Origin of the sequence: Streptomyces sp. NPDC007205 (genome assembly GCF_040634095.1) — a bacterium.
Classification (GTDB): domain Bacteria; phylum Actinomycetota; class Actinomycetes; order Streptomycetales; family Streptomycetaceae; genus Streptomyces.
In genome coordinates, this window is record NZ_JBEYEW010000034.1 from 31,033 (window position 1) to 53,070 (window position 22,038).

Sequence of the window (22,038 nt, forward strand, 5' to 3'; positions counted from 1 at the left end):
CGCTTTGGAGAGTGACGGTCGCTCCGCTAGGTTCTGGGGGCCCGATCCGGACCCCTCTGGCACCTCTGGAGCGCGTCGGCGTGAGCAAGTCGCAGTACGAGACGTTCGAGACATGGTGGCCGTACGAGCCGTACGGCCGCGGCGCCTCCGTGTACACCGCGGATACCCAGCCGTACGCGCTGTACGAGGACACCTACCGGCCCGCTTACGAGGCGCAGGCGTACTTCGTCGCCGAGCCGGTGCTGCCCCGGCAGGGCGGGCGCGCACAGCAGGCCGGGCGCGCGCCGCAGGCGGGAAGAGCGCCGCAGGCGGGGAGCGCGCCGGACGAAGAAGGGGCGAGCGCACCCGAGACGCTCGCCGGTGTGGGCGGCCGGGCCGCGCGCCGGCGCAAGGGGCGCTACTCGGAGCGCCCCGAGTCCGCCGTGCGCCGTCTGCTGCCGCAGGCGCTGGTCGTGGCCTTCCTCGCCGGCGGCACCACCGCGTTCGTCGCCAAGGACAAGGCGGTCGAGCTGACCGTCGACGGCAAGCAGCGCACCCTGCACACCTTCGCCGACGACGTGAGCGAGCTGCTCGCCGAGGAGCGCGTGCCCGTGGGAGCGCACGACCTGATCGCGCCCGCCCCCGGCACACCGCTCGCCAGCGGTGACACGGTCGCCGTGCGCTACGGGCGCCCCGTCCGGCTCACCCTGGACGGCCAGCAGCACGAGGTGTGGACGACGGCGCACACGGTGGAGGGAGCGCTCGCCGAGCTGGGGGTGCGCGCGGAGGGCGCGTACCTGTCCACCTCGCGCTCCCAGAGCATCGGACGCGCCGGGCTCACGCTCGACGTGCGCACCGAGCGCGCCGTCACGGTCATGGCCGACGGCCGGACCCGCACCATCCGCACCAACGCGGCCACCGTCCGCGAGGTCATCGGACAGGCCGGGATCGGCCTGCACGGCGAGGACATCACCTCCGTGCCGCTCGACAGCTTTCCGCGCGACGGGCAGACGGTGACCGTGCTGAGGGTCAGCGGCACCCGGGAGGTCCGCGAGGAACAGATCCCGTTCGAGGTCGAGCGCACCGAGGACCCCACCCTCTTCAAGGGCACCGAGGTCGTCGTACAGGCGGGGCAGCCCGGACTGCGGCGCGACACCTACCTGCTGCGCATCGTCAACGGGGTCCGGGAGAAGCCGCGCCGGGAGACCTCCGAGGTGGTGCGCAAGCCGCGCAAGCAGATCGTGAAGGTGGGCACCAAGGCGCTGCCGCCCTCCGTGGCCGGCGCCGATCACCTGAACTGGCACGGTCTCGCCACCTGCGAGTCCGGCGGCCGGCCGAACGCGGTCGACCCGTCCGGGACGTACGGCGGCCTCTACCAGTTCGACGCGCGCACATGGCACAGCCTCGGCGGCACCGGACGCCCGCAGGACGCACCGGAGGCCGAACAGACCTTGCGCGCGAAGAAGCTGTACGTGCGCCGGGGGGCGACGCCCTGGCCGCATTGCGGGGTGCGGCTGCGGGGCTGAGGGCCGGCGGGTGCGGGGATGCGCCGTGGGGACGTCTCGCCGTCGCCCAGGTGCCCGGTGCTGCGGCTGGGCGGCTGGGCGGCTCGTGACCGTCGCGCCCGCGCGACGGAGCCGCATCGATACAGCCCCGCGCCCCTGGGGGAGCTGCGGCACCGTCGGCTTCCACACCCCGCCGGCGCGGGCAGGCGGCACCCACCCCGCCCAGCCGCAGCACCGGGCACCTGGCAACCCGGCCGTGCAGACCCCCGTACCCTTGTCCCGTGAGCAGCCCCACCCCCGACGCCCTCCTCGGCCCCGCCGACATCCGTGAGCTCGCGGCAGCGCTCGGTGTCCGTCCCACCAAGCAGCGCGGCCAGAACTTCGTGATCGACGCCAACACGGTCCGCCGTATCGTCCGCACCGCCGGGGTCCGCCCCGACGACGTGGTCGTCGAGGTCGGCCCGGGGCTCGGCTCCCTCACGCTCGCGCTGCTGGAGGTCGCCGACCGGGTCACCGCGGTCGAGATCGACCACGTGCTGGCCGCGGCCCTCCCCACGACCATCGGGGCGCGCATGCCGGCGCGCGCCGACCGGTTCGCGCTGGTCCACTCCGACGCGATGCACGTCACCGAGCTGCCCGGCCCCCCGCCGACGGCGCTGGTGGCGAACCTCCCGTACAACGTCGCCGTCCCCGTGCTGCTGCACATGCTCGACACCTTCCCGAGCATCGAGCGCACCCTCGTCATGGTGCAGTCCGAGGTGGCCGACCGGCTGGCCGCCGCGCCCGGCAACAAGGTGTACGGCGTGCCGTCGGTGAAGGCGAACTGGTACGCCGAGGTGAAGCGGGCCGGGGCGATCGGCCGTAACGTCTTCTGGCCCGCGCCGAACGTCGACAGCGGGCTGGTGTCGCTGGTGCGGCGGGCCGAGCCGATCAAGACGACCGCCTCCAAGGCCGAGGTCTTCGCCGTCGTCGACGCGGCCTTCGCACAGCGCCGCAAGACCCTGCGGGCGGCACTGGCCGGCTGGGCCGGGTCCGCCGTCGCCGCCGAGGCCGCCCTGGTCGCGGCCGGGGTCTCGCCGCAGGCGCGCGGGGAGTCGCTGACCGTGGAGGAGTTCGCGCGGATCGCGGAACACAAGGAGAGCGGTAAGTGAGCGTCACGGTACGGGTACCGGCCAAGGTCAACGTCCAGCTCGCGGTCGGCGCAGCCCGCGCGGACGGGTTCCATGACCTCGCCAACGTCTTCCTCGCCGTCGGCCTCCACGACGAGGTGACGGTGACCCCCGCGGACGAACTCCGGATCACCTGCGAGGGGCCGGACGCCCACCAGGTCCCCCTGGACCGCACCAACCTCGCCGCGCGCGCGGCCATCGCCCTCGCCGGGCGGCGGGGCATCGAGCCGGACGTCCACATCCACATCGCCAAGGACATCCCGGTCGCCGGCGGCATGGCCGGCGGCAGCGCGGACGGCGCGGGCGCGCTGCTCGCCTGCAACACGCTGTGGGGCGCGGGTGCCTCCCGGGCCGAGCTGCTCGCGATCTGCGCCGAGCTGGGCAGCGATGTGCCGTTCAGCCTGGTGGGCGGCGCGGCGCTCGGGGTCGGGCGCGGCGAGCAGCTGACGGTCCTGGAGACCGGCGGCACCTTCCCCTGGGTGTTCGCGATGGCCGAGCGGGGGCTGTCGACCCCGGCCGTCTTCCGGGAGTTCGACCGGCTGGCTCAGGGACGGGAGATCCCGGTGCCGGTGGCTTCGGCGGACCTGCTGGAGGCGCTGGCGAAGGGGGACGTGGAGGGGCTGGCGGCAGCCGTGTCCAATGACCTGCAGCCTGCGGCGCTGTCCCTGTTCCCTGAGCTGGCCGACACGCTGGACGCGGGGCGCGGGGCGGGTGCGCTCGCCGCGCTGGTCTCCGGGTCCGGGCCCACGACGGCGTTCCTCGCGCGTGATGCGGAGTCGGCGGAGAAGGTGGCCCAGGCCCTGCGGGCGTCGGGGACGTGCAGGGCGGTGCGGACTGCGGTGGGGCCGGTGGCGGGGGCGACGGCGGTCTGAGGGCGCCTGTCAGAGTTCGTCGATCGCCGTCAGGTCGATGTCGATGAAGTACGGCTTGTCGACCTTGATGAGGTCCCGGTGCATGCCGGTGTGGATGTACGCCCTGGTGAGCGGGTCGAGCTCGTAGGCGTGGACGACGGGCCTGCCGCTCATCCCGTTCTCCTCGACGCGCCAGAAGTTCGGGATCCCGGCAGCGGCGTACTTCTGGGGCTTGGTCGTGCGGTCCCGGGACTCCGAGTCCGGGGAGACGACCTCGATGGCCAGGAGCAGGTCCTTGGCCTCGTACTTCGTCTGGCCGGGGCCCGTGACGGCGTCGACACGGATGACGCTCACATCGGGTTCTGGACCATTGCGGTTGTCGAGCACGACGGTCATTTCCCGACTGACCCTGAACTGGGCAGGCAGCGTCGCACGCAGGCCATTGACAAGCAGGTCGATCACATTGGCGTGGAAACGGCGCTGCGGGCTCACGAAAACCAGGCTCCCGTCGATCAGCTCGGTGTGCGGCGGGAGATCAGGCAGCGTGAACAGGTCGTCCACGGTGTAGCCGTCCTGGGGCGGCACCGGCCACTGGACGCGGTGCTCTACGGACTCGGCGGTCATGGTTCCTCCCATGGACGGGATCCTGCTGCCTGTCCTCCACGGTAGCGGCCGTCTCCCGATCACGTCATCACAAAGAGTGACAAGCCCCTCGCGCGCCGTCCCTCACCCCGCAGGCCCTACGCTAGAAGGCTGACCCACCCCCGCGCACAGGAGTGAAATGGCCGTCAACCTGGTCAATGTCGAGAACGTCAGCAAGGTGTACGGCACCCGTGCCCTGCTGGACGGCGTCTCGCTCGGTGTGTCGGAAGGGGACCGGATCGGGGTCGTCGGGCGCAACGGCGACGGCAAGACCACCCTCATCCGGATGCTCGCGAAGGTGGAGGAGGCCGACACCGGGCGCGTCACGCACTCCGGCGGTCTGCGGCTCGGCGTGCTCACCCAGCACGACTCCCTCGACCCCGCCGCCACCGTCCGCCACGAGGTCATCGGCGACATGGCCGACCACGAGTGGGCGGGCAACGCCAAGGTGAGGGACGTCCTGACCGGGCTGTTCGGAGGTCTGGACCTGCCCGGCTTCCCCAAGGGGCTCGACACCGTCATCGGACCGCTGTCCGGCGGTGAGCGACGCCGGATCGCGCTCGCCAAGCTGCTCATCGAGGAACAGGACCTGATCGTCCTCGACGAGCCCACCAACCACCTCGACGTCGAGGGCATCGCCTGGCTCGCGCAGCACCTGCAGAACCGGCGCTCGGCGCTGGTGTGCGTCACACACGACCGGTGGTTCCTGGACCAGGTCTGCACGCGCATGTGGGACGTGCAGCGCGGTGACGTCCACGAGTACGACGGCGGCTACTCCGACTATGTCTTCGCGCGCGCGGAGCGCGAGCGGATCGCCGCCACCGAGGAGGTCAAGCGGCAGAACCTGATGCGCAAGGAGCTGGCCTGGCTGCGACGCGGGGCGCCCGCCCGCACGTCCAAGCCGCGCTTCCGCATCGAGGCCGCCAACGAGCTGATCGCGGACGTGCCGCCGCCCCGGGACAGCTCCGAGCTGATGAAGTTCGCCTCCTCGCGGCTCGGCAGGACGGTCTTCGACCTCGAAGACATCACCGTCCAGGCCGGGCCCAAGGTGCTGCTCAAGCACGTCACCTGGCAGCTCGGCCCCGGTGACCGGATCGGTCTCGTCGGCGTGAACGGCGCCGGCAAGACCTCCCTGCTGCGGGCCATGGCCGCGGCGGCGCGTACGGGGGGTGAGGAGCAGCCGGCCGGTGGGCGCATCGCCGTCGGCAGGACCGTCAAGCTCGCCTACCTCTCCCAGGAGGTCGCCGAACTCGATCCGACCTGGCGGGTCCTGGAGGCGGTGCAGCGGGTCCGTGAGCGCGTCGACCTCGGCAAGGGGCGCGAGATGACCGCCGGGCAGCTGTGCGAGACGTTCGGCTTCAGCAAGGAGAAGCAGTGGACGCCGGTCGGGGATCTGTCGGGTGGTGAGCGCCGCCGGCTGCAGCTGCTGCGGCTCCTCATGGACGAGCCCAACGTCCTCTTCCTGGACGAGCCCACCAACGACCTCGACATCGAGACCCTCACCCAGCTGGAGGACGTCCTCGACGGCTGGCCCGGCTCGATGATCGTCATCTCCCACGACCGGTTCTTCGTCGAGCGCACCACGGACCGGGTCTTCGCCCTCCTCGGCGACGGCACCCTGCGGATGCTGCCGCGGGGCATCGACGAGTACCTGGAGCGGCGGCAGCGGATGGAGGAGGCGGTCGCCGCGCAGGCCGCCGCCGCGGCACCCAAGCCGGCCACAGCGGAGAAGAGCGCCGCCGACCAGCGCGCCGCCAAGAAGGAACTCCAGAAGGTCGAGCGGCAGTTGGACAAGGTCTCCGAGAAGGAGGCCAAGCTGCACGCCCAGATCGCCGAGAACGCCACCGACTTCGCGAAGGTCGCCGAACTGGACGCCCGGCTGCGCGACCTCGCCGGCGAGCGCGAGGAACTGGAGATGCGCTGGCTGGAGTTGGCGGAGGACGCGTAGCGGGGAGCGCGGAGGCGGGGGCTGAGCGGGCGCGGGGGCGGGGGCTGAGCGGGCGCGGGGGCCTGGGCGCCGGCGCGAGCCGGGGGTGTGCGCGCCGCCGAGTACGGCGCTCGATCCGGTTGTCCGCGCCGTCAGGAGCGGCGCCACGTATGGGTTTACGCGCAGTCAGCGGCAGCGCCAGGCATGGGCTTGCGCGCCGTCAGGAGCCCCGTCACCGTCTGCCCCGAGGCGTGAACCAGCCACCGCCCGCGCCCGCCTCACATCCCAACGCTCCCGGCGCGCGGCGCTGTTGCGTGCGCCGCGTGAAGGGGGCGTGAAGGCGCGTAACAGGGGCATCACGGCCCGGTCGTCCCTTGGGAACAGCGGCGGATCCGGGCCGCTGTGCTGTCGGTGCCGGGTGATAGAAAGGGCCGTCTGAGAATTGTGTGAGTAACGACCCAGGGTCCGTCAAGAACCTCAGGGCGTGGCTAAAAATCAGTGAACGAGGGGGAAGAGCGCTGATGACTCAGCCGCCCAACCATCCGCCGCAGGGCGGTTTCGGAGCGCCGCAGGAACAGCCGCCGCAGGGTGGTGGTTTCGGCGCTCCGCAGACGCCACCGGCACCGGGCGGCTTCGGCGCCCCGCAGAGCACCCCGGGCGCCCCGGGCGTGCCTCCCATGCCGCCGCCGCCGGCCCAGCAGCCCGCCGCCCCGCCGCAGCAGCCCCAGCCCGGCTACGGCTACCCACAGCAGCCGGGTCCGTACGGCACCCCGGGCCCCTACGGCTATCCGCCGCAGCAGCCGGGCCCGTACGGGGCGGCGCCCCAGCCCGGTTTCGGGCATCCGCAGCAGCCGCCGTACCCGGGTGTGCCCGGCGCCGCGCCCGGCGGTACGCCGGCGTCCAGGAAGAAGAAGACGGCGCTGATCACCGGTGCCGCGGTGGCCGCGCTGCTGGTCATCGGCGGCGCGGCGTACGCGGTCGTGAGCGGCGACGGCGGCGGCAAGAAGAAGCCCGTCGCCCAGCAGAGCGACGACCCCAAGCACTCCGCCTCCGGCACGCCGAGTCCGTCGAGCGGCGGTGACGACCCGGAGAACCTCAACGACGGCCGGAAGCCCGGTGAGGACAGGGTGCTCTGGTACAAGTCGGCGCCGGACGCCCCTCGCAGCGGCGCGGAGGCGCCCGGCATGTGGGTCACGGACAAGGCGGTGGTGAAGGCGGCGTACAAGCAGGTCTTCGCCTATGGCGTCGGTGACGGCAAGCCGGCGTGGGCTCCGGTCTCCTTCCCGCAGAAGATCTGCGCGGTCACCCCGCAACAGTCGGACGACGACAAGGTCGTCGTGGCGTACATGAGCGGCACCAGCGACAAGGCCGAGTGCAACCAGCTGCAGCAGATCGACCTGAACACCGGCCAGAAGGGCTGGAACGTCAAGGTCGACCGCCAGGGGGCGTTCGACATCGCGGTCGAAATCAGCCTGACCATCAGCGGCAAGACGGTGATAGCGGGCCGCGCGGGGTCGGCGGGCACGGCGTACGACGTCGACAGCGGCAAGAAGCTGTACGACAAGGGGAGTGACGGCGGGTCGTGCGCTCCGTCCGGGTACGCGGGTGGCGCCGGCCGGCTGATCCAGGCGTCCTCCTGCGCCGCGTTCGAGCCCAACGAGCACGACGAGATCCAGGAACTGGACCCGGCCACCGGCAAGGTCAAGTGGACCCAGAAGGTCAAGAAGGGCTGGGAGGTGACCAAGGTGTACTCCCTGGACCCGCTCGTGGTGTACCTGACCAACTCGGACAAGAAGGCCTGGAACATCTCCACGTTCGGCAAGGACGGAAAGTTCCGCTCCCAGGTGAAGGTCGACGAGAAGTTCGCCCCCCACTGCGGATTCCTCGACCGGGATCTGCAGGGCTGTCAGGGCGTCGTGACCGACGCCGACACGCTGTACCTGCCGACGGACAGCACGAGCAGCGCCAACGAGATCGTCGCGATCAGCCTCACCACCGGCAAGGCCGAGTGGCGGGTCAAGTCCCCGGCCGCCGAGCCGATGTATCCGATGAAGACCGAGGGGGGCAAACTCGTCGCGTATGTGCAGCCGTCGTACGACGCGGGCGGCCAGGTGGTGTCGATCCCGACCGCCGGCTCCTCCCACAAGCCCACCAGTCTGCTGCAGAACCCGCAGGGTACGGCGCAGATCGAGGAGACCTTCTTCGAATCCGTCGTGGGCTGGTCCGACGGACGGTTCTTCATCTCCAGCGGCCAGCTGTCCGGCAGCGACCAGGCCAGGGAGAAACTGATCATGGCCTTCGGCAACTGAGCGGCCGTCCCGGCTTCCCCTGTCCCTGCCAACTCCCCGATGCCGTCCGGCCTTCCGAGCCTCACTGAGGTGCCCAGCCCATGACCCAGCCGCCCCCTCCGCCGCCGAACCAGCCCCCGCAGCAGCCCGGTTTCGGCCCCCCGAGCCCACCACCGCAGCAGCCTCCGCAGCCCCCTCAGCCGCAGCCCGGCTACGGCTACCCGCAGGCCGCTCCGGTCCCGCAGCCCCCTCAGCCGCAGCCCGGCTACGGCTATCCACAGGCCGCTTCGGCCCAACAGCCGCCCCAGCAGCCCCAACCGCCCCAGCCCGGTTACGGCTACCCCGGCGCTCAGCAGAACCCGTACGGCCAGCCGCCCCCGGCCTACGGTCAGCCGCAGACCCCGTACGCGCAGCCCGCGCAGCCGGGTTACGGCTATCCGGGCCAGCCGCCGACCGTGCCGGTCCAGCCGCAGGCGGGGCAGAGCGGTGGCGGGCGGAACAACACGGTGCTGTTCATCGTCGTCGCGGCCGTCGTCGCCATCGCCCTGATCGTCGCCGGCGGCATCTGGTACGCCAACTCCTCCGGGGGCGACGTCAAGAAGCACGAGGCCGCTTCCTCCAGCGGCGGCACGGGCGGCAGCGGCGGCACGGGCGGCGGCAAGGAGAAGGTGCCGGCCGACCCCGCGGCCAAGGTGCTGTTCCAGGTGCCGCTGCCCACCACGGACGACACGACCAGCACCGTGGGTTCATGGCTGACCGACAAGGTGTACGCCAAGAGCGGTGTCGCCGAGATCGCCGGTTACGACCCGGTCAAGGGCACCAGGCTGTGGACGATCAAGCTGCCGGGTCCGGTCTGCGCGGCCAGCAGGCAGACCACGTCCGACGGCAAGACCGCGATCACCTACCAGCCGAAGTGGAACACGAAGAACAGCTTCGCCGGATGCACCCAGATCGCCGCGATCGATCTCGACGCCGGTACAAAGCTGTGGACGAAGTCGGTCAAGGTCGGCGATTATCCGATCAACTACGAGGATGTGACGGTCGGTCAGCGCACTGTGGCGGTCGGCGACACCGAGGGCGGTGCCGCCTTCGACATCGACTCCGGCAAGCCGCTGTGGCTGCCGAAGCAGGGCGACGACTGCTACGACGCGGGGTACGGCGGTGGCACCAAGCTGGTCGCGGTGCGCAGCTGCGGAGACGCCGACAACCCGCGCCTGCTCATCCAGACCCTCGACCCGAAGACGGGGAAGGTGATCTCCGAGTACAAGATGGACCCGGGCATCGACGAGGCGTCCGTCGTCTCCACCGACCCGCTGGTGGTGGCCGCCGCCGTGGGGGAGAGCACCCAGATCACGGACTACTTCTCCATCGACAACAAGACGGGCAGACTGCTCGCGCACATCTCCGCGCCGGGCGACAACTACGGCGGCAAGTGCGCGGGCATCACCCGCGTCGAGGACTGCCACGAGATCGTCGTCGGGAACGGCAAGCTGTACCTGCCGACCGCGGAGCACGACGGCTCCTCGTCCCTCAGCCAGACCAACGAGATCGTCTCCTTCGACCTCACCACCGGAAAGCCGACCGGTCAGCGTGCCGAGGCGGGCGACGACACCACGATCTCCCCGCTGCGCATGGACGGGAGCAACCTGCTCGCCTACAAGTCGCCGTCGTACAAGGCCGGCGGTCAGATCGTCAGTATCGACGGCGGCAGCTTCAAGATGACCAAGCTGCTGGTGAACCCTGCCGCGAGGAAGATGCGGGAGACGGAGAGCAACATACTGCCCGACAGCGATGAGCTCCTCTTCCGTGACGGCCGCCTGTACATGGGGCAGGTCTACGCCAAGCAGAAGGACCTGTCGTCGATCGGCCAGGAGGACCTGGTGCTGGTCTTCGGCACGGGCGGCTGACGCCGCGCCGCCGCCGCGGCGGGTCTCGCCCGAATGGGTGACTTACCGAGAAGTGCCCCGGATTTCATCGATCCGGGGCACTTCTCATCAAGAGGGGCAGCGCGACGTCGAACAAGCGTGTAGCTTCCGGGAGCGTATGGAGGGCGGGGGTGCCGGGGGGCCCTCTGTCCTCGCGGACAGGTGGGCGTCCATAGTGGGGCATCCATGGGGGGGACTGGGGGGTTGCTCTATGGGAGTGCGGCTCATGGTCGTCGACGACCATCGCCTGCTCGCGGAGGCGCTGGCGTCGGCGCTCAAGCTGCGCGGGCACCGGGTGCTCGCCGCGGCGGCGCCGGCCGCGGGTGCGGCGGACCTGGTGATCGCGCGGGCGCCGGAGGTGTGCCTGCTGGGCACGGCGGCGCCGGCCGAACCGGGCGTGTTCGACCCGGTGGTGAAGGTCAAGCGGGAGCGGCCGCAGGTGGCGGTGCTGGTGCTCGGCCCGGTGCCGTCGCCGCGCGGGATCGCGGCGGCGTTCGCGGCCGGGGCGTCGGGGTACGTACGGCACGACGAGCGGATCGAGGGGGTCGAGCGGGCGATCATGAAGGCGCGGGCGGGGGAGGCGGCGGTGGCTCCGCAGCTGCTGCAGGGGGCGTTCGAGGAACTGCTCAATCCTGCCGCGCAGCCCGATGACGAGGCACAGCGGTTGCTGTCAGTGCTGACGCCGCGGGAGGTGGAGGTGCTGGTGCGGGTGGCCGACGGGGAGGATACGCGGCTGATCGCGGCCGGGATGGGCATCGCGCCGAGTACGGCTCGTACGCATGTGCAGCGGGTGTTGATGAAGCTGGGGGTGGGGTCGCGGCTGGAGGCGGCGGCGTTGGCCGCGCGCACGGGGCTGCTGGACCGGGCGGGACCGTTGGGCTCCGGTCCCGGGTAGGCGCCCTGCGCCGGTGCGGGCCCGGTCCGGGGCGCGGGGAACTGGGCGACCCGCCCCCACGCACCCGCAGCCGACCAGCCCCCACGCGCCCGCAGCCGGGGACGGCGGGTTACTCCCCCTGTCTGTCCTCCGGCAGACCCTCCGGAGGAAGCGGCGGCGGAGTGGGCCGCAGCTTCAGCCAGGCCAGGAAGAAGAGGCCCAGCAGGAGCATGCCGATCCCGGTCCAGAGGTTGATGTTGACGCCCTGGGCCTTGTCGATCGCGGACCGGGAGTCGGTGACGCCCACGATCGTGACGATGACGCCGTAGAGCACGAACAGCCCGCCGATGATGCGGCGCAGGTCGAAGATGCGCGCGGCGGTCGCGGACTTGCCCTCCAGCTCGGTGACCTCCCGCTGGACGTCCTCCTCGCTGTAGTGAAAGCCCTCGTGACGGCGCTCGGAGTGCGCGTTGTCGCTCATGGTTTCCTCGATCCTCCCGCGTCAGAACGAGAACGGGATGTAGCAGGCGGCGGCCAGCACGACCGCGCCCCAGCCCAGCAGGGCCGGCTTGCGGTACCAGGCGTCGTCGCCGGCGGCGGCCGGCTCGGACATGCCGGGGGAGCGGGTGCCGTAGACCAGCCCCTGCAGCTCCTGTACCGGCTTCGGCCTGGTGAACAGGGACACCGCGACCATCACGACCGCGCCGGCGACGAAGCCCGCGATCGCGGAGACGAAGTTGGCGCCCTGGTCGGAGGGGATGGAGATGATCCCCTTCTTGTAGAACACGAAGTAGTTGACCATCGCGGTCACGGTGCCCGCGAGCAGGCCCCAGAAGCCGGACCTGGCGGACGCGCGCTTCCAGAACATGCCGACGATGAAGACGACGAACATCGGCACGTTGAAGAAGGAGAACAGTGTCTGCAGGTAGCTCATGATGTTCGAGAACGAGGACGCCAGGAACGCCGTACCGATCGACGCCAGGACGCCGATCGCGGTGATCAGCCGGCCGAAGCGGACGTAGTAGGCGTCCTCGCGGCCGCGCACCACGTACTTCGCCCAGATGTCGTTCGTGAACACCGTGTTGAAGGACGACACGTTCGCCGCCATGCCCGCCATGAAGGCCGCCAGCAGACCGGTGACGGCGATGCCGAGCACGCCGTTGGGCAGCAGCTCCTGCATCAGGTAGGGGATGGCGTCGTTGTACTGGTATCCGGAGCCGGCGGTGCCGAACTTCGGGACGACCGCGGCGGCGACCAGGCCCGGGATCATCACCAGGAAGACGATGAAGATCTTCGGGTAGGCGGCGATCAGCGGGGTGCGCTGCCCGGCGGAGAGGTTCTTCGCCGACAGGGCACGCTGCACCTCGGCGAAGTTGGTCGTCCAGTAGCCGAAGGACAGCACGAACCCGAGGCCGAGGACGATGGTCAGCCAGTTGGCGCCGAGTGGGTTGACGCTGCCGATGCCGGTGCCGCCCCACGCGGTGGTGAAGTTCGCCCCGTGGCTCGCGGTGAGCTTGTCGGTCAGGCCGTTCCAGCCGCCGACCTTCTTCAGCCCGAGGATGGTGATCGGGATGAGGGCGGCCAGGATCACGAAGAACTGCAGCACCTCGTTGTAGATCGCCGAGGACAGACCGCCGAGGGTGATGTACGCCAGCACGAACGCGCCGGCCACCACGATCGCCACCCACTGCGGCCAGCCCAGCAGCGCCTCGACGACGATCGCGAGGGCGTAGAGGTTGACGCCCGCGATCAGGATGGCGGCGAACGCGAACAGGATCGAACTGAGCAGGTGGGCGGCCCGGTCGAAGCGCAGCAGCAGGAACTCGGGGACCGAGCGGACCTTGCTGCCGTAGTAGAAGGGCATCATCACCAGGCCCAGGAAGACCATGGCCGGGATGGCGCCGATCCAGTACCAGTGCACGGTGTAGGCGCCGTACTGGGCGCTGTTCGCGGCCATGCCCAGGATCTCGGTGGCCGCCAGGTTCGCCGAGATGAAGGCGAGGCCGGTGATCCAGGCGGGCAGCGAGCGTCCGGAGAGGAAGAAGTCGAGGCTGGTCTTCACCGAGCGGCGGGCCGCGAAGCCGATGCCGAGGACGACGACGAAGTAGATCGCCAGGATCGTGTAGTCCAGCCAGTTGACGGGGAGCTGTAGCTGCGCCGCCAGATACCGGGGACTCTCTGTGGTGGTTTGCATGCGTACTCGCTTCGTTGCGCGAACGGGTCCAGAGCGGAACCTACGTCTCCAAGTTCGTTAATTGAACACTTCTGTTGGTGTTCTTTGTTTGATTGTGATGAAACAGTCCTGTGGTGAGTTGTGGTCTGTTATGTTTGATTGTGTTGAGTGATTGGGTGCGGGGCGTAGAGGAGTCCAGCGTTGAAGAAGACCTCGACACGGCTGGCCGACGGCCGTGAGCTGATCTACTACGACCTGCGGGACGACGCCGTGCGCGACGCCGTCGACCGCCGGCCCCTGGACCGCACGGTCACCACCTCCGAGATCCGCCGCGACGTGCTGCTCGGCGACTCGGTCGCCGTCGCCTCCCACCGGCAGGGGCGCACGTACCATCCGCCGGCCGACGAGTGCCCCCTGTGCCCGACGCGCGGTGAGCGGCTCAGCGAGATCCCGGACGCGTCGTACGACGTCGTCGTCTTCGAGAACCGGTTCCCCTCGCTCGCCGGCGACTCCGGCCGCTGCGAGGTCGTCTGCTTCACGTCCGACCACGACGCCTCCTTCGCCGGCCTGAGCGTCGAGCAGGCGCGCCTCGTGCTCGACGCGTGGACGGACCGCACGTCGGAGCTGTCGCACCTGCCCGCCGTCGAGCAGGTCTTCTGTTTCGAGAACCGCGGTGCCGAGATCGGCGTGACCCTGGGCCACCCGCACGGGCAGATCTACGCCTACCCGTTCACCACCCCGCGCACCGCGCTGATGCTCCGCTCACTCGCCGCGCACAAGGAGGCCACCGGCGGCGAGAACCTCTTCGACGCCGTGCTGGAGCGGGAACTCGCCGAGGAGCGGGTCGTCCTTGAGGGTGAACACTGGGTGGCCTTCGTGCCGTACGCGGCGCACTGGCCGTACGAGGTCCACCTGTACCCCAGGCGCCGCGTCCCCGACCTGCTCGCCCTCGACGAGGCGGCGCGCACAGAATTCCCCCAGGTCTATCTGGAACTGTTGAAACGCTTCGACCGGATCTTCGGCACCGCTGAGCCTCCGACGCCGTACATCGCGGCCTGGCACCAGGCGCCGTTCGGCGCGCTGGAGGAGTTCGACGGTGTGACGCGGAACGACTTCGCGCTCCACCTCGAGCTTTTCACCGTACGCCGCACTTCCGGCAAGCTGAAGTTTCTCGCGGGTTCCGAGTCCGGCATGAGCGTGTTCATCAACGATGTGCCGCCGGAGCGCGCGGCCGAGCGACTGCGAGAGGTAGCGAGTTCATGAAGTACCTGGTGACGGGTGGCGCGGGTTACGTCGGCAGTGTCGTGGCCCAGCACCTGCTGGAGGCCGGCCACGAGGTCACCGTCCTCGACAACCTCTCCACCGGCTTCCGCGAGGGCGTCCCGGCGGGTGCCGCGTTCATCGAAGGCGACATCCGTGACGCCGCCAAGTGGCTCGACCCCTCCTACGCCGGCGTGCTGCACTTCGCCGCGTCCTCGCAGGTCGGCGAGTCGGTGGTGAAGCCGGAGAAGTACTGGGACAACAACGTCGCCGGCTCCATGGCGCTGCTCGGCGCGATGCGCGAGGCGAACGTCCGCACCCTGGTCTTCTCCTCCACGGCGGCGACCTACGGCGAGCCGGAGCAGGTCCCGATCGTGGAGAGCGCCCCCACGAAGCCGACCAACCCCTACGGCGCCTCCAAGCTGGCCGTCGACCACATGATCACCAGCGAGGCCGACGCCCATGGCCTGGCGGCGGTCTCCCTGCGCTACTTCAACGTGGCCGGCGCCTACGGCGCCCACGGCGAGCGCCACGACCCCGAGTCGCACCTCATCCCGGTGGTCCTCCAGGTCGCCCAGGGCCGCCGCGACGCGATCTCGGTCTACGGCGACGACTACGCGACCCCCGACGGCACCTGCGTGCGCGACTACATCCACGTGGCGGACCTGGCCGAGGCGCATCTGCTGGCCCTGCGAGCCGCCGCCCCGGGCGAGCACCTGATCTGCAACCTCGGCAACGGCAGCGGCTTCTCGGTCCGCGAGGTCATCGAGACCGTCCGCAAGGTCACCGGCCATCCGATCCCCGAGGTGGCCGCCCCGCGCCGGGGCGGCGACCCCGCGGTCCTGGTCGCCTCGGCGGCCACCGCCCGCGAGAAACTGGGCTGGAACCCGTCCCGCGCGGATCTCGCGGGGATCGTCGCGGACGCCTGGGAGTTCGCGCAGAACATCACAAGGGAGCAGTAGTGGGGGCACAGCAGGTCCGGGAGCGCTTCGCCGAGCTGTACGGCGCGGAGCCGGAGGGCGTCTGGGCGGCGCCGGGCAGGGTCAACCTGATCGGTGAGCACACCGACTACAACGACGGCTTCGTGATGCCCTTCGCCCTGCCGCACCAGGCGACGGCGGCCGTCTCCCGCCGCACCGACGGCGTGCTGCGCCTGCACTCGGCGGACGTCGGGGGCGGGATCGCCGAGCTGCCGCTGGACGCGCTCACCCCGCAGGGCGACGACGGCTGGACGGCGTACCCGGCGGGCGTGGTCTGGGCGCTGCGCGAGGCGGGCCACGAGGTCACCGGCGCGGACATCCACCTCGCCTCGACCGTGCCGGCCGGCGCGGGTCTGTCCTCCTCCGCCGCCCTGGAGGTCGTGATCGCGCTTGCCCTGAACGACCTGTACGGACTCGGCCTCGCGCGCTGGCAGCTGGCCCGCCTGTGCCAGCGCGCCGAGAACGTCTACGTCGGCGCGCCGACCGGCATCATGGACCAGACGGCGTCGGCCTGCTGCCAGGCCGGGCACGCCCTGTTCCTGGACACCCGTGACCTGTCCCAGCAGCAGATCCCCTTCGACCTGGCGGCCGGGGATCTGCGCCTGCTGGTGGTCGACACCCAGGTCAAGCACGCCCACAGCGGCGGCGAGTACGGCAAGCGCCGGGCAGGCTGCGAGAAGGGCGCGGCCCTGCTCGGCGTCGACGCCCTGCGGGACATCCCGTACGCCGAGCTGGACGCGGCGCTGGCTCTGCTCGGCGACGAGGAGGAGATCGTCCGCCTGGTCCGGCACGTGGTCACGGAGGACCAGCGGGTCGAGCGGGTGGTGGAACTCCTCCGCGCCGGCGAGACCCGGGCGATCGGCCCCGTCCTCACCGAGGGCCACGCCTCGCTGCGCGACGACTTCCGCATCTCCTGCCCCGAACTGGACCTGGTGGTGGACACGGCCCTCGCCGCCGGCGCCCTGGGCGCCCGCATGACCGGCGGCGGCTTCGGCGGCTCGGCGATCGTCCTGACGGAGACGACCGACGTGGACACCCTCACGAAGACGATCGAGGAGGCCTTCGCGGCGGCAGGCTTCACGGCCCCACGGGTGTTCGAGGCGGTGCCGTCGGCGGGAGCCGCCCGGCTGGACTGACGGCCTCACCGGCCGTCCGCGATCAGTGGTTGCGGTCGCCGTCCCAGCTGGACTCGTCGCAGCCCAGCGCCCAGATGCCGCGGTTGTCCTGCAGGGAGGCCGGCCACGTCTTCTCGGTGGCGGCGCCGGTGCAGACCTTGTGCCAGCTGTAGCTGGTCAGCTTGCGGTCCGGCGTCAGGGACTGCACACGGATGCCGGCGGAGTGCCTGCCCGTCCTTGCCGACACGCCACCGCACGCGTCGGCGAGTCATGTCCATGCCGATTACCGATCGCCGATTGCGGAATTCCTTTGTCGATTTGCGTCCCTTACGGAACATGAGGCACACCAGACACGCATCGGAGGCCAGTTCTGCAAATCCGCTTCCGCTGTGTGCTCCCTTCCGTACTCTGTGGAGCAGCACCGGTGGGGGCCGGTGCTGATCAGGGGGCGAGACAGGCGGGTACGGCATCCGCGGTGGGGGTAGCAGTTCCGCGACGGCGGCGGCCGCGCGGCGCACGTTCCTTCCCTGGGGTGTCGTACCCGCGCGGGTCGTCGTTCTCCGGGCCGTTCCGGTCCTCGCGGACCGGCTGACGGCTGCCGGCCCTTTCCGGACCTGGTTGTCCCCTGCTCCGCGCGGAGCCTGGGGAAGGGGGTTTCGTGGTTCGTATCCGAGTCCTGGTCGTGGACGACCACCGCATCTTCGCCGAGTCGCTCGCCGCCGCGCTGGCCGCCGAGCCCGACGTCGACGTCTTCGCCGCCGGCAGCGGTCCCGCCGCGCTGCGCTGTCTGGACCGGGCGGCCGGCGAGGGCCGCCGCTACGACGTCCTGCTGGTCGACGCCGACCTGGGCGGCAACGTGCCCGGCGGCCGTCCGGCGGTGCCCGTGCAGGAGGGCGACGAGGAAGGGCTGGTCGACGGCATCTCGCTGGTCGCGGGCGTGCGCGCCGCCCAGCCCGCCGTGCGGATCGTGGTGCTCGCCGAGAAGGACGATCCCCGGCGGGCGGCGCTCGCGCTGCAGGCCGGGGCCTCGGGCTGGGTCGCCAAGGACTGTTCGCTGTCCCGGCTGCTGACGGTGATCCGGGGCGTGCTGCGCGACGAGACCCATCTGCCGCCCGCCCTGCTCACGGGCGTCCTGCGCGAACTCACCGCCGCCCGCCGGCACCGTACCGAGAGCGAGCGGCTGGTGGAGTCCCTCACCCCGCGCGAGCGGGAGGTGCTGCGCTGCATGGTCGCGGGGCTGGGCAGGAAGGCCGTCGCAGAGCGGCTGTTCCTCTCCCCGCACACCGTGCGCACCCACATGCAGAACGTCCTCGGCAAGCTGGGTGTCCACTCGACGCTGGCTGCCGTGGCACTCGCCCGCCGCGCCGGGGTCGGACCGGCCGACCTAGCCGGGGATGTTGTCGAACGGGGCGGTCAGCTGGCGTAGCAGACCGGCCAGTTCCGCCCGCTGGGCGCGGGACAGCTCGGCGAGGATCGCCCGCTCCTGCTCCAGCAGCCCCGCGAGCGCCTGGTCCGCGCGGTCCCGGCCGGTGTCGGTCAGCCGGACCAGCACACCGCGCCGGTCGCTCGGGTCGGGCAGCCGCTCCACCAGGCCCTTCTTGGCCAGCCGGTCGATGCGGTTGGTCATCGTGCCCGACGTGACCAGGGTCTGCGTCAGCAGCTGGCCGGGGGAGAGCTGGTACGGCGTGCCCGCGCGCCGGAGCGCGGTCAGCACATCGAACTCCCAGGGCTCCAGCTGATGCTCGGCGAAGGCGAGCCGGCGCGCACGGTCCAGATGCCGGGCGAGTCGGCTCACCCGGCTGAGCACTTCCAGCGGCTCCACGTCGAGGTCCGGACGCTCCCGGCGCCACGCTGCGACCAGCCGATCGACCTCGTCCTCCATGGAGATCAGTGTAGTGGTTGTGTCGACGTGAAGTCTCTTGACGTCGAGTCTCTTGACATCGAGATAAATGGGCGGGGAAAGTGACAGTCATGACGAACCCCATCTGGGACCCCGGCCAGTACCTGCGCCACGCCGGTCACCGGGCCCGCCCCTTCACCGACCTCCTCGCCCGGATCCCGGACCCGCGCACCGGGCAGCCCCGCATCGCCGACCTCGGCTGCGGCCCGGGCAGCGTCACCGTCCTGCTCACCGAACGCTGGCCCGCCGCCCACGTCACCGGGTACGACAACTCCCCCGAGATGCTCGACGCGGCCCACACCGAGCACGAGGGCCCCACCGCGGCCGGCGGCCGGCTGGACTTCGCCCACGCCGACGTCCGTACCTGGACGCCCGGGGAGCCGTACGACCTGATCGTCTCCAACGCCACTCTCCAGTGGGTGCCGGGGCACGCCGAGCGCTTCCCCGACTGGATCGCCGGCCTGCGCCCCGGCGGCGCCCTCGCCTTCCAGGTGCCCGACAACATCGACGCCCCGCTGCACGCCCTGATGCGCGAACTCGCCGGCAGTGCCCGCTGGAAGTCCCGCCTCGCCGACGTGCTGCGCCACACCGACTCCGTGCACGCCCCCGACGTCTATCTGGACCGCCTCACCCGCCTCGGCTGCGCGACCGACGTGTGGCAGACGACCTACCTCCATGTCCTCGCCGGTGCGGACCCGGTCCTGGACTGGGTGAAGGGAACCGGACTGCGGCCCGCCCTGACCGCGCTCGCCGACGATCCCGAGGCGCGGGACGCGTTCGTCGCCGAATACCGCGATCTGCTGCGGCAGGCCTACCCCAGCGCGCCGTACGGCACGGTCCTGCCCTTCCGCCGCCTGTTCGCCGTCGCCGTCAAGGAGACCTGACCGTGCTCGTCGCCGTCGATCATGTACAACTGGCGGACCCCCGGGTCGCAGGACGCGCTGCGGGCGTATGACACCGGCGTTCTCGGGATGAACGAGATACCGAAGCTGATCCCGGGGCCGGACGGCAGCGCCGCGGGCTGGGCCGGCCGTGCAGCGCCTCGTCCTCGGCGGACGGATGAGCGGGGCGCGGCGCGGACCACGGCGCGGGCCCGGACGCCGTCGCCGCCCTGGTCCGCACCGAGGCGCTGCGGCTGCTGCGCCACCCCGCCTTCCTCGTTCTCCGTCGCGCCTACCTTGCCCTGTGGGCCTACGACCTCCCCCTCGGCGCCGACGCCCAGCGCGCTACCCGGTGCTCCAGGACAGCTCTTGCACCGGCCGGCCGCCACTGCTGCTGACCGCCGCGGGCGTGCTGCTCGCCGCCGACCTCGGGGTGCGGCGCGGGCGACGGCACGGAGCGGAGCCGGTGTACGCCGTCCTCGTGCCCGGCCGGCGTTGCCCGCGGGCACGGTGCCGGCCCCGGGGTGCCGACCGGGCGCCCGCGCCCCTGGAGGGCGCACGCGCGGTGCGCGTCAGGCCCCGGGGCGCGGCGCGCGGGCCGCTCAGTTCTTCCGGTGGCCTATCAGGCGGGGCTTCGGCTCCAGCCCGTCCAGGCCGTGCCATGCCAGGTTCACCAGATGCGCCGCGACCTCCGCCTTCTTCGGGCGGCGCACGTCCAGCCACCACTGCCCGGTCAGCGCGACCATGCCGACCAGCGCCTGCGCGTACAGCGGCGCCAGCTTCGGATCGAAGCCGCGGCTCTTGAACTCACGGCCCAGGATGTCCTCCACCTGGGTGGCGATGTCGGAGATCAGCGAGGCGAAGGAACCGGTCGACTGGGGGATGGGGGAGTCCCGGACCAGGATGCGGAAGCCGTCCGTGTACTCCTCGATGTAGTCCAGCAGCGCGAACGCCGCCTGCTCGCACAGCTCGCGGGGATGCCCGGCCGTCAGCGAGCTGGTCACCATGTCCAGCAGGCGCCGCATCTCGCGGTCCACCACCACCGCGTACAGGCCCTCCTTGCCGCCGAAGTGCTCGTACACCACCGGCTTGGACACCCCGGCCTTCGCCGCGATCTCCTCCACCGAGGTGCCCTCGAAACCCTTCGCCGCGAAGAGGGTGCGACCGATCTCCAGCAGCTGCTGGCGGCGCTCGGCACCGGTCATACGGGTCCGGCGGGCCCGCCGGGGTTTGTCGTTGCTGGAGGTGCTGCTGGAGTCGGTCGCCACGGCGTCAATCATGCCGCCTTCGCGGTCTCCTTCCGGCGCCGGGAGCCGTCCTGACCGGTGTCCCGGCGCGAATCGATACGCGAGCGTGACGGCCAGCGCACGTCGTACGCCCAGCCGAACAGCTCGAAGATCCGGATGAACCGGGCCGAGGAGTCGATCTGGCCGCGCATCACACCGTGCCGCGCCGAGGTCGGGTCGGCGTGGTGCAGGTTGTGCCAGGACTCACCGCACGACAGCACGGCCAGCCACCACACATTGCCCGAGCGGTCCCGCGACTTGAACGGCCGCTTGCCCACCGCGTGACAGATCGAGTTGATCGACCACGTCACATGGTGCAGCAGAGCCACTCGGACGAGTGAACCCCAGAAGAACGCGGTGAACGCGCCCCACCAGGACATCGTCGCCAGACCACCGACCAGCGGCGGCAACCCCAGGGACACGGCCGTCCACAGCACGAACTGGCGGGAGATCGCCCGCATCGCCGGGTCCTTGATCAGATCCGGGGCGTACTTTTCCTGCGGGGTCTGCTCCTCGTCGAACATCCAGCCGATGTGGGCCCACCACAGGCCCTTGACCAGCGCCGGAACCGACTCGCCGAACCGCCACGGAGAGTGCGGGTCGCCCTCGGCGTCGGAGAACTTGTGGTGCCTGCGGTGATCGGCCACCCAGCGCACCAGGGGCCCCTCCACCGCCAGCGACCCCATGATCGCCAGCGCGATCCGCAGGGGCCGCTTCGCCTTGAACGAACCATGAGTGAAGTACCGGTGGAAACCGATCGTGATGCCGTGGCACCCCAGGAAGTAGAAGAACACCAGCAGGCCCAGATCGAGCCAGCTCACCCCCCAGCCCCAGGCCAGCGGCACAGCCGCCACGAGTGCCAGGAACGGCACGGTGATGAACAAAAGCAGCGTGATCTGCTCGATCGAACGCTTCTGCTCGCCACCCAGCGTGGCGGACGGGGGAGGAGTGTCGTCGGCCTTACGGGCTTCTTCGATCACATCGGAACTTGAGGTCATGCGCGTCCCCTGTGGGGTCGAGGGTCGAGACAGGTGCCGGGCCGGGACCGGACGGGACTCGACGCTACTTCCCTACGGTTCCGTAACCTACGGCTTCGTAAGTATGGCAGCGTGTCGTGCGGCGGCAAGAGCCCCACGGCCTGCGCGTCTCCATGGACACCTATCCTTGGAATCGGTCGGACAGCGCGGTCCGCTGACGTTTCCTTCCCGGACGCTCCGGCCCGTATGCGGCGCACGCCGCCCGGCAGCCGGCCGGGTTCCCTCCCAGACGAGCTTCAACACTGC

General features: G+C 71.0%; 19 protein-coding genes. 12 read left to right on the forward strand and 7 right to left on the reverse strand.

The genetic code is table 11. The features are described from left to right. Positions 1-80 precede the first annotated feature (80 nt). From ABZ624_RS34585 to ABZ624_RS34595, 3 genes are all read left to right on the forward strand, one after another. Positions 81-1,505 carry a ubiquitin-like domain-containing protein gene (locus ABZ624_RS34585; RefSeq protein WP_360098170.1) on the forward strand — a complete coding sequence of 475 codons (1,425 nt, stop codon included), beginning with the start codon at positions 81-83 and terminating at the stop codon, positions 1,503-1,505. A gap of 260 nt (positions 1,506-1,765) precedes the next feature. Next, a complete protein-coding gene (gene rsmA, locus ABZ624_RS34590; RefSeq protein WP_360098172.1) occupies positions 1,766-2,635 on the forward strand; it encodes a 16S rRNA (adenine(1518)-N(6)/adenine(1519)-N(6))-dimethyltransferase RsmA in 870 nt (289 codons plus the stop codon). Continuing rightward, positions 2,632-3,525, forward strand: coding sequence for a 4-(cytidine 5'-diphospho)-2-C-methyl-D-erythritol kinase (locus ABZ624_RS34595; RefSeq protein WP_360098174.1), 894 nt, complete (start codon positions 2,632-2,634; stop codon positions 3,523-3,525). The genes rsmA and ABZ624_RS34595 overlap by 4 nt, the downstream gene beginning before the upstream one ends. A 9-nt stretch (positions 3,526-3,534) precedes the next feature. On the opposite strand, the gene ABZ624_RS34600 is transcribed toward ABZ624_RS34595, so the two are convergent. Beyond that, positions 3,535-4,140, reverse strand: a complete 606-nt coding sequence (locus tag ABZ624_RS34600) for a Uma2 family endonuclease (RefSeq protein ID WP_360098176.1) — start codon at positions 4,138-4,140, stop codon at positions 3,535-3,537. 145 nt (positions 4,141-4,285) lie between these two features. Here ABZ624_RS34600 and ABZ624_RS34605 point away from each other — a divergent pair, with 145 nt between their 5' ends. The 4 genes from ABZ624_RS34605 (at position 4,286) to ABZ624_RS34620 (ending at position 11,181) form a co-directional block, all read left to right on the forward strand. Beyond that, positions 4,286-6,094 carry an ABC-F family ATP-binding cassette domain-containing protein gene (locus ABZ624_RS34605; protein ID WP_360098178.1) on the forward strand — a complete coding sequence of 603 codons (1,809 nt, stop codon included), beginning with the start codon at positions 4,286-4,288 and terminating at the stop codon, positions 6,092-6,094. A gap of 500 nt (positions 6,095-6,594) precedes the next feature. Beyond that, complete coding sequence (locus ABZ624_RS34610) at positions 6,595-8,382, forward strand: PQQ-binding-like beta-propeller repeat protein (RefSeq protein ID WP_360098180.1); 1,788 nt, start codon at positions 6,595-6,597, stop codon at positions 8,380-8,382. Positions 8,383-8,462: 80 nt separating this feature from the next. After that, positions 8,463-10,268, forward strand: coding sequence for a PQQ-binding-like beta-propeller repeat protein (locus ABZ624_RS34615; protein ID WP_360098182.1), 1,806 nt, complete (start codon positions 8,463-8,465; stop codon positions 10,266-10,268). 229 nt (positions 10,269-10,497) lie between these two features. After that, positions 10,498-11,181 carry a LuxR C-terminal-related transcriptional regulator gene (locus tag ABZ624_RS34620; RefSeq protein ID WP_360098184.1) on the forward strand — a complete coding sequence of 228 codons (684 nt, stop codon included), beginning with the start codon at positions 10,498-10,500 and terminating at the stop codon, positions 11,179-11,181. A gap of 109 nt (positions 11,182-11,290) precedes the next feature. Here ABZ624_RS34620 and ABZ624_RS34625 read toward each other — a convergent pair whose 3' ends face one another. Both ABZ624_RS34625 and ABZ624_RS34630 read right to left on the reverse strand, forming a co-directional pair. Beyond that, positions 11,291-11,641, reverse strand: a complete 351-nt coding sequence (locus tag ABZ624_RS34625) for a hypothetical protein (protein ID WP_360098186.1) — start codon at positions 11,639-11,641, stop codon at positions 11,291-11,293. A gap of 21 nt (positions 11,642-11,662) precedes the next feature. Further along, a complete protein-coding gene (locus ABZ624_RS34630) occupies positions 11,663-13,354 on the reverse strand; it encodes a sodium:solute symporter family protein (RefSeq protein WP_360098188.1) in 1,692 nt (563 codons plus the stop codon). A gap of 180 nt (positions 13,355-13,534) precedes the next feature. Here ABZ624_RS34630 and galT point away from each other — a divergent pair, with 180 nt between their 5' ends. Genes galT through galK form a run of 3 tightly spaced genes read left to right on the forward strand, consistent with a single transcriptional unit; the run spans position 13,535 to position 16,709 of the window. Further along, positions 13,535-14,596 carry a galactose-1-phosphate uridylyltransferase gene (gene galT / locus ABZ624_RS34635; RefSeq protein WP_360098190.1) on the forward strand — a complete coding sequence of 354 codons (1,062 nt, stop codon included), beginning with the start codon at positions 13,535-13,537 and terminating at the stop codon, positions 14,594-14,596. Next, positions 14,593-15,555 carry a UDP-glucose 4-epimerase GalE gene (galE, locus tag ABZ624_RS34640; protein WP_360098192.1) on the forward strand — a complete coding sequence of 321 codons (963 nt, stop codon included), beginning with the start codon at positions 14,593-14,595 and terminating at the stop codon, positions 15,553-15,555. The genes galT and galE overlap by 4 nt, the downstream gene beginning before the upstream one ends. Beyond that, positions 15,555-16,709 (forward strand): galactokinase, encoded by a 1,155-nt coding sequence (gene galK / locus ABZ624_RS34645; protein WP_360098194.1) that lies wholly within the window; start codon positions 15,555-15,557, stop codon positions 16,707-16,709. The genes galE and galK overlap by 1 nt, the downstream gene beginning before the upstream one ends. A gap of 22 nt (positions 16,710-16,731) precedes the next feature. On the opposite strand, the gene ABZ624_RS34650 is transcribed toward galK, so the two are convergent. Then, positions 16,732-16,935 (reverse strand): hypothetical protein, encoded by a 204-nt coding sequence (locus tag ABZ624_RS34650; RefSeq protein WP_360098196.1) that lies wholly within the window; start codon positions 16,933-16,935, stop codon positions 16,732-16,734. Between the two features lie 411 nt (positions 16,936-17,346). Between ABZ624_RS34650 and ABZ624_RS34655 the strand changes: the two genes are divergently transcribed. After that, entirely contained in the window at positions 17,347-18,114 is a 768-nt protein-coding gene (locus tag ABZ624_RS34655; RefSeq protein ID WP_360098198.1) for a response regulator transcription factor, read from the forward strand. Here the strand turns inward: ABZ624_RS34655 and tamR are convergent. Further along, the gene (gene tamR / locus ABZ624_RS34660; protein ID WP_069780386.1) at positions 18,073-18,570 is read right to left on the reverse strand and encodes a MarR family transcriptional regulator TamR; all 498 of its coding nucleotides are present in this window, start codon (positions 18,568-18,570) and stop codon (positions 18,073-18,075) included. The two genes, ABZ624_RS34655 and tamR, sit on opposite strands and share 42 nt — an antisense overlap. An 89-nt stretch (positions 18,571-18,659) precedes the next feature. Here tamR and ABZ624_RS34665 point away from each other — a divergent pair, with 89 nt between their 5' ends. Then, the gene (locus tag ABZ624_RS34665; RefSeq protein WP_360098200.1) at positions 18,660-19,472 is read left to right on the forward strand and encodes a trans-aconitate 2-methyltransferase; all 813 of its coding nucleotides are present in this window, start codon (positions 18,660-18,662) and stop codon (positions 19,470-19,472) included. A 599-nt stretch (positions 19,473-20,071) separates the two neighbouring features. Here ABZ624_RS34665 and ABZ624_RS34670 read toward each other — a convergent pair. Both ABZ624_RS34670 and ABZ624_RS34675 read right to left on the reverse strand, forming a co-directional pair. Beyond that, entirely contained in the window at positions 20,072-20,749 is a 678-nt protein-coding gene (locus ABZ624_RS34670; RefSeq protein WP_360098202.1) for a TetR/AcrR family transcriptional regulator, read from the reverse strand. Continuing rightward, on the reverse strand, positions 20,746-21,753 hold the full coding sequence (locus ABZ624_RS34675; protein ID WP_360098204.1) for a fatty acid desaturase: 1,008 nt from the start codon (positions 21,751-21,753) through the stop codon (positions 20,746-20,748). The genes ABZ624_RS34670 and ABZ624_RS34675 overlap by 4 nt, the downstream gene beginning before the upstream one ends. Positions 21,754-22,038 lie beyond the last annotated feature (285 nt).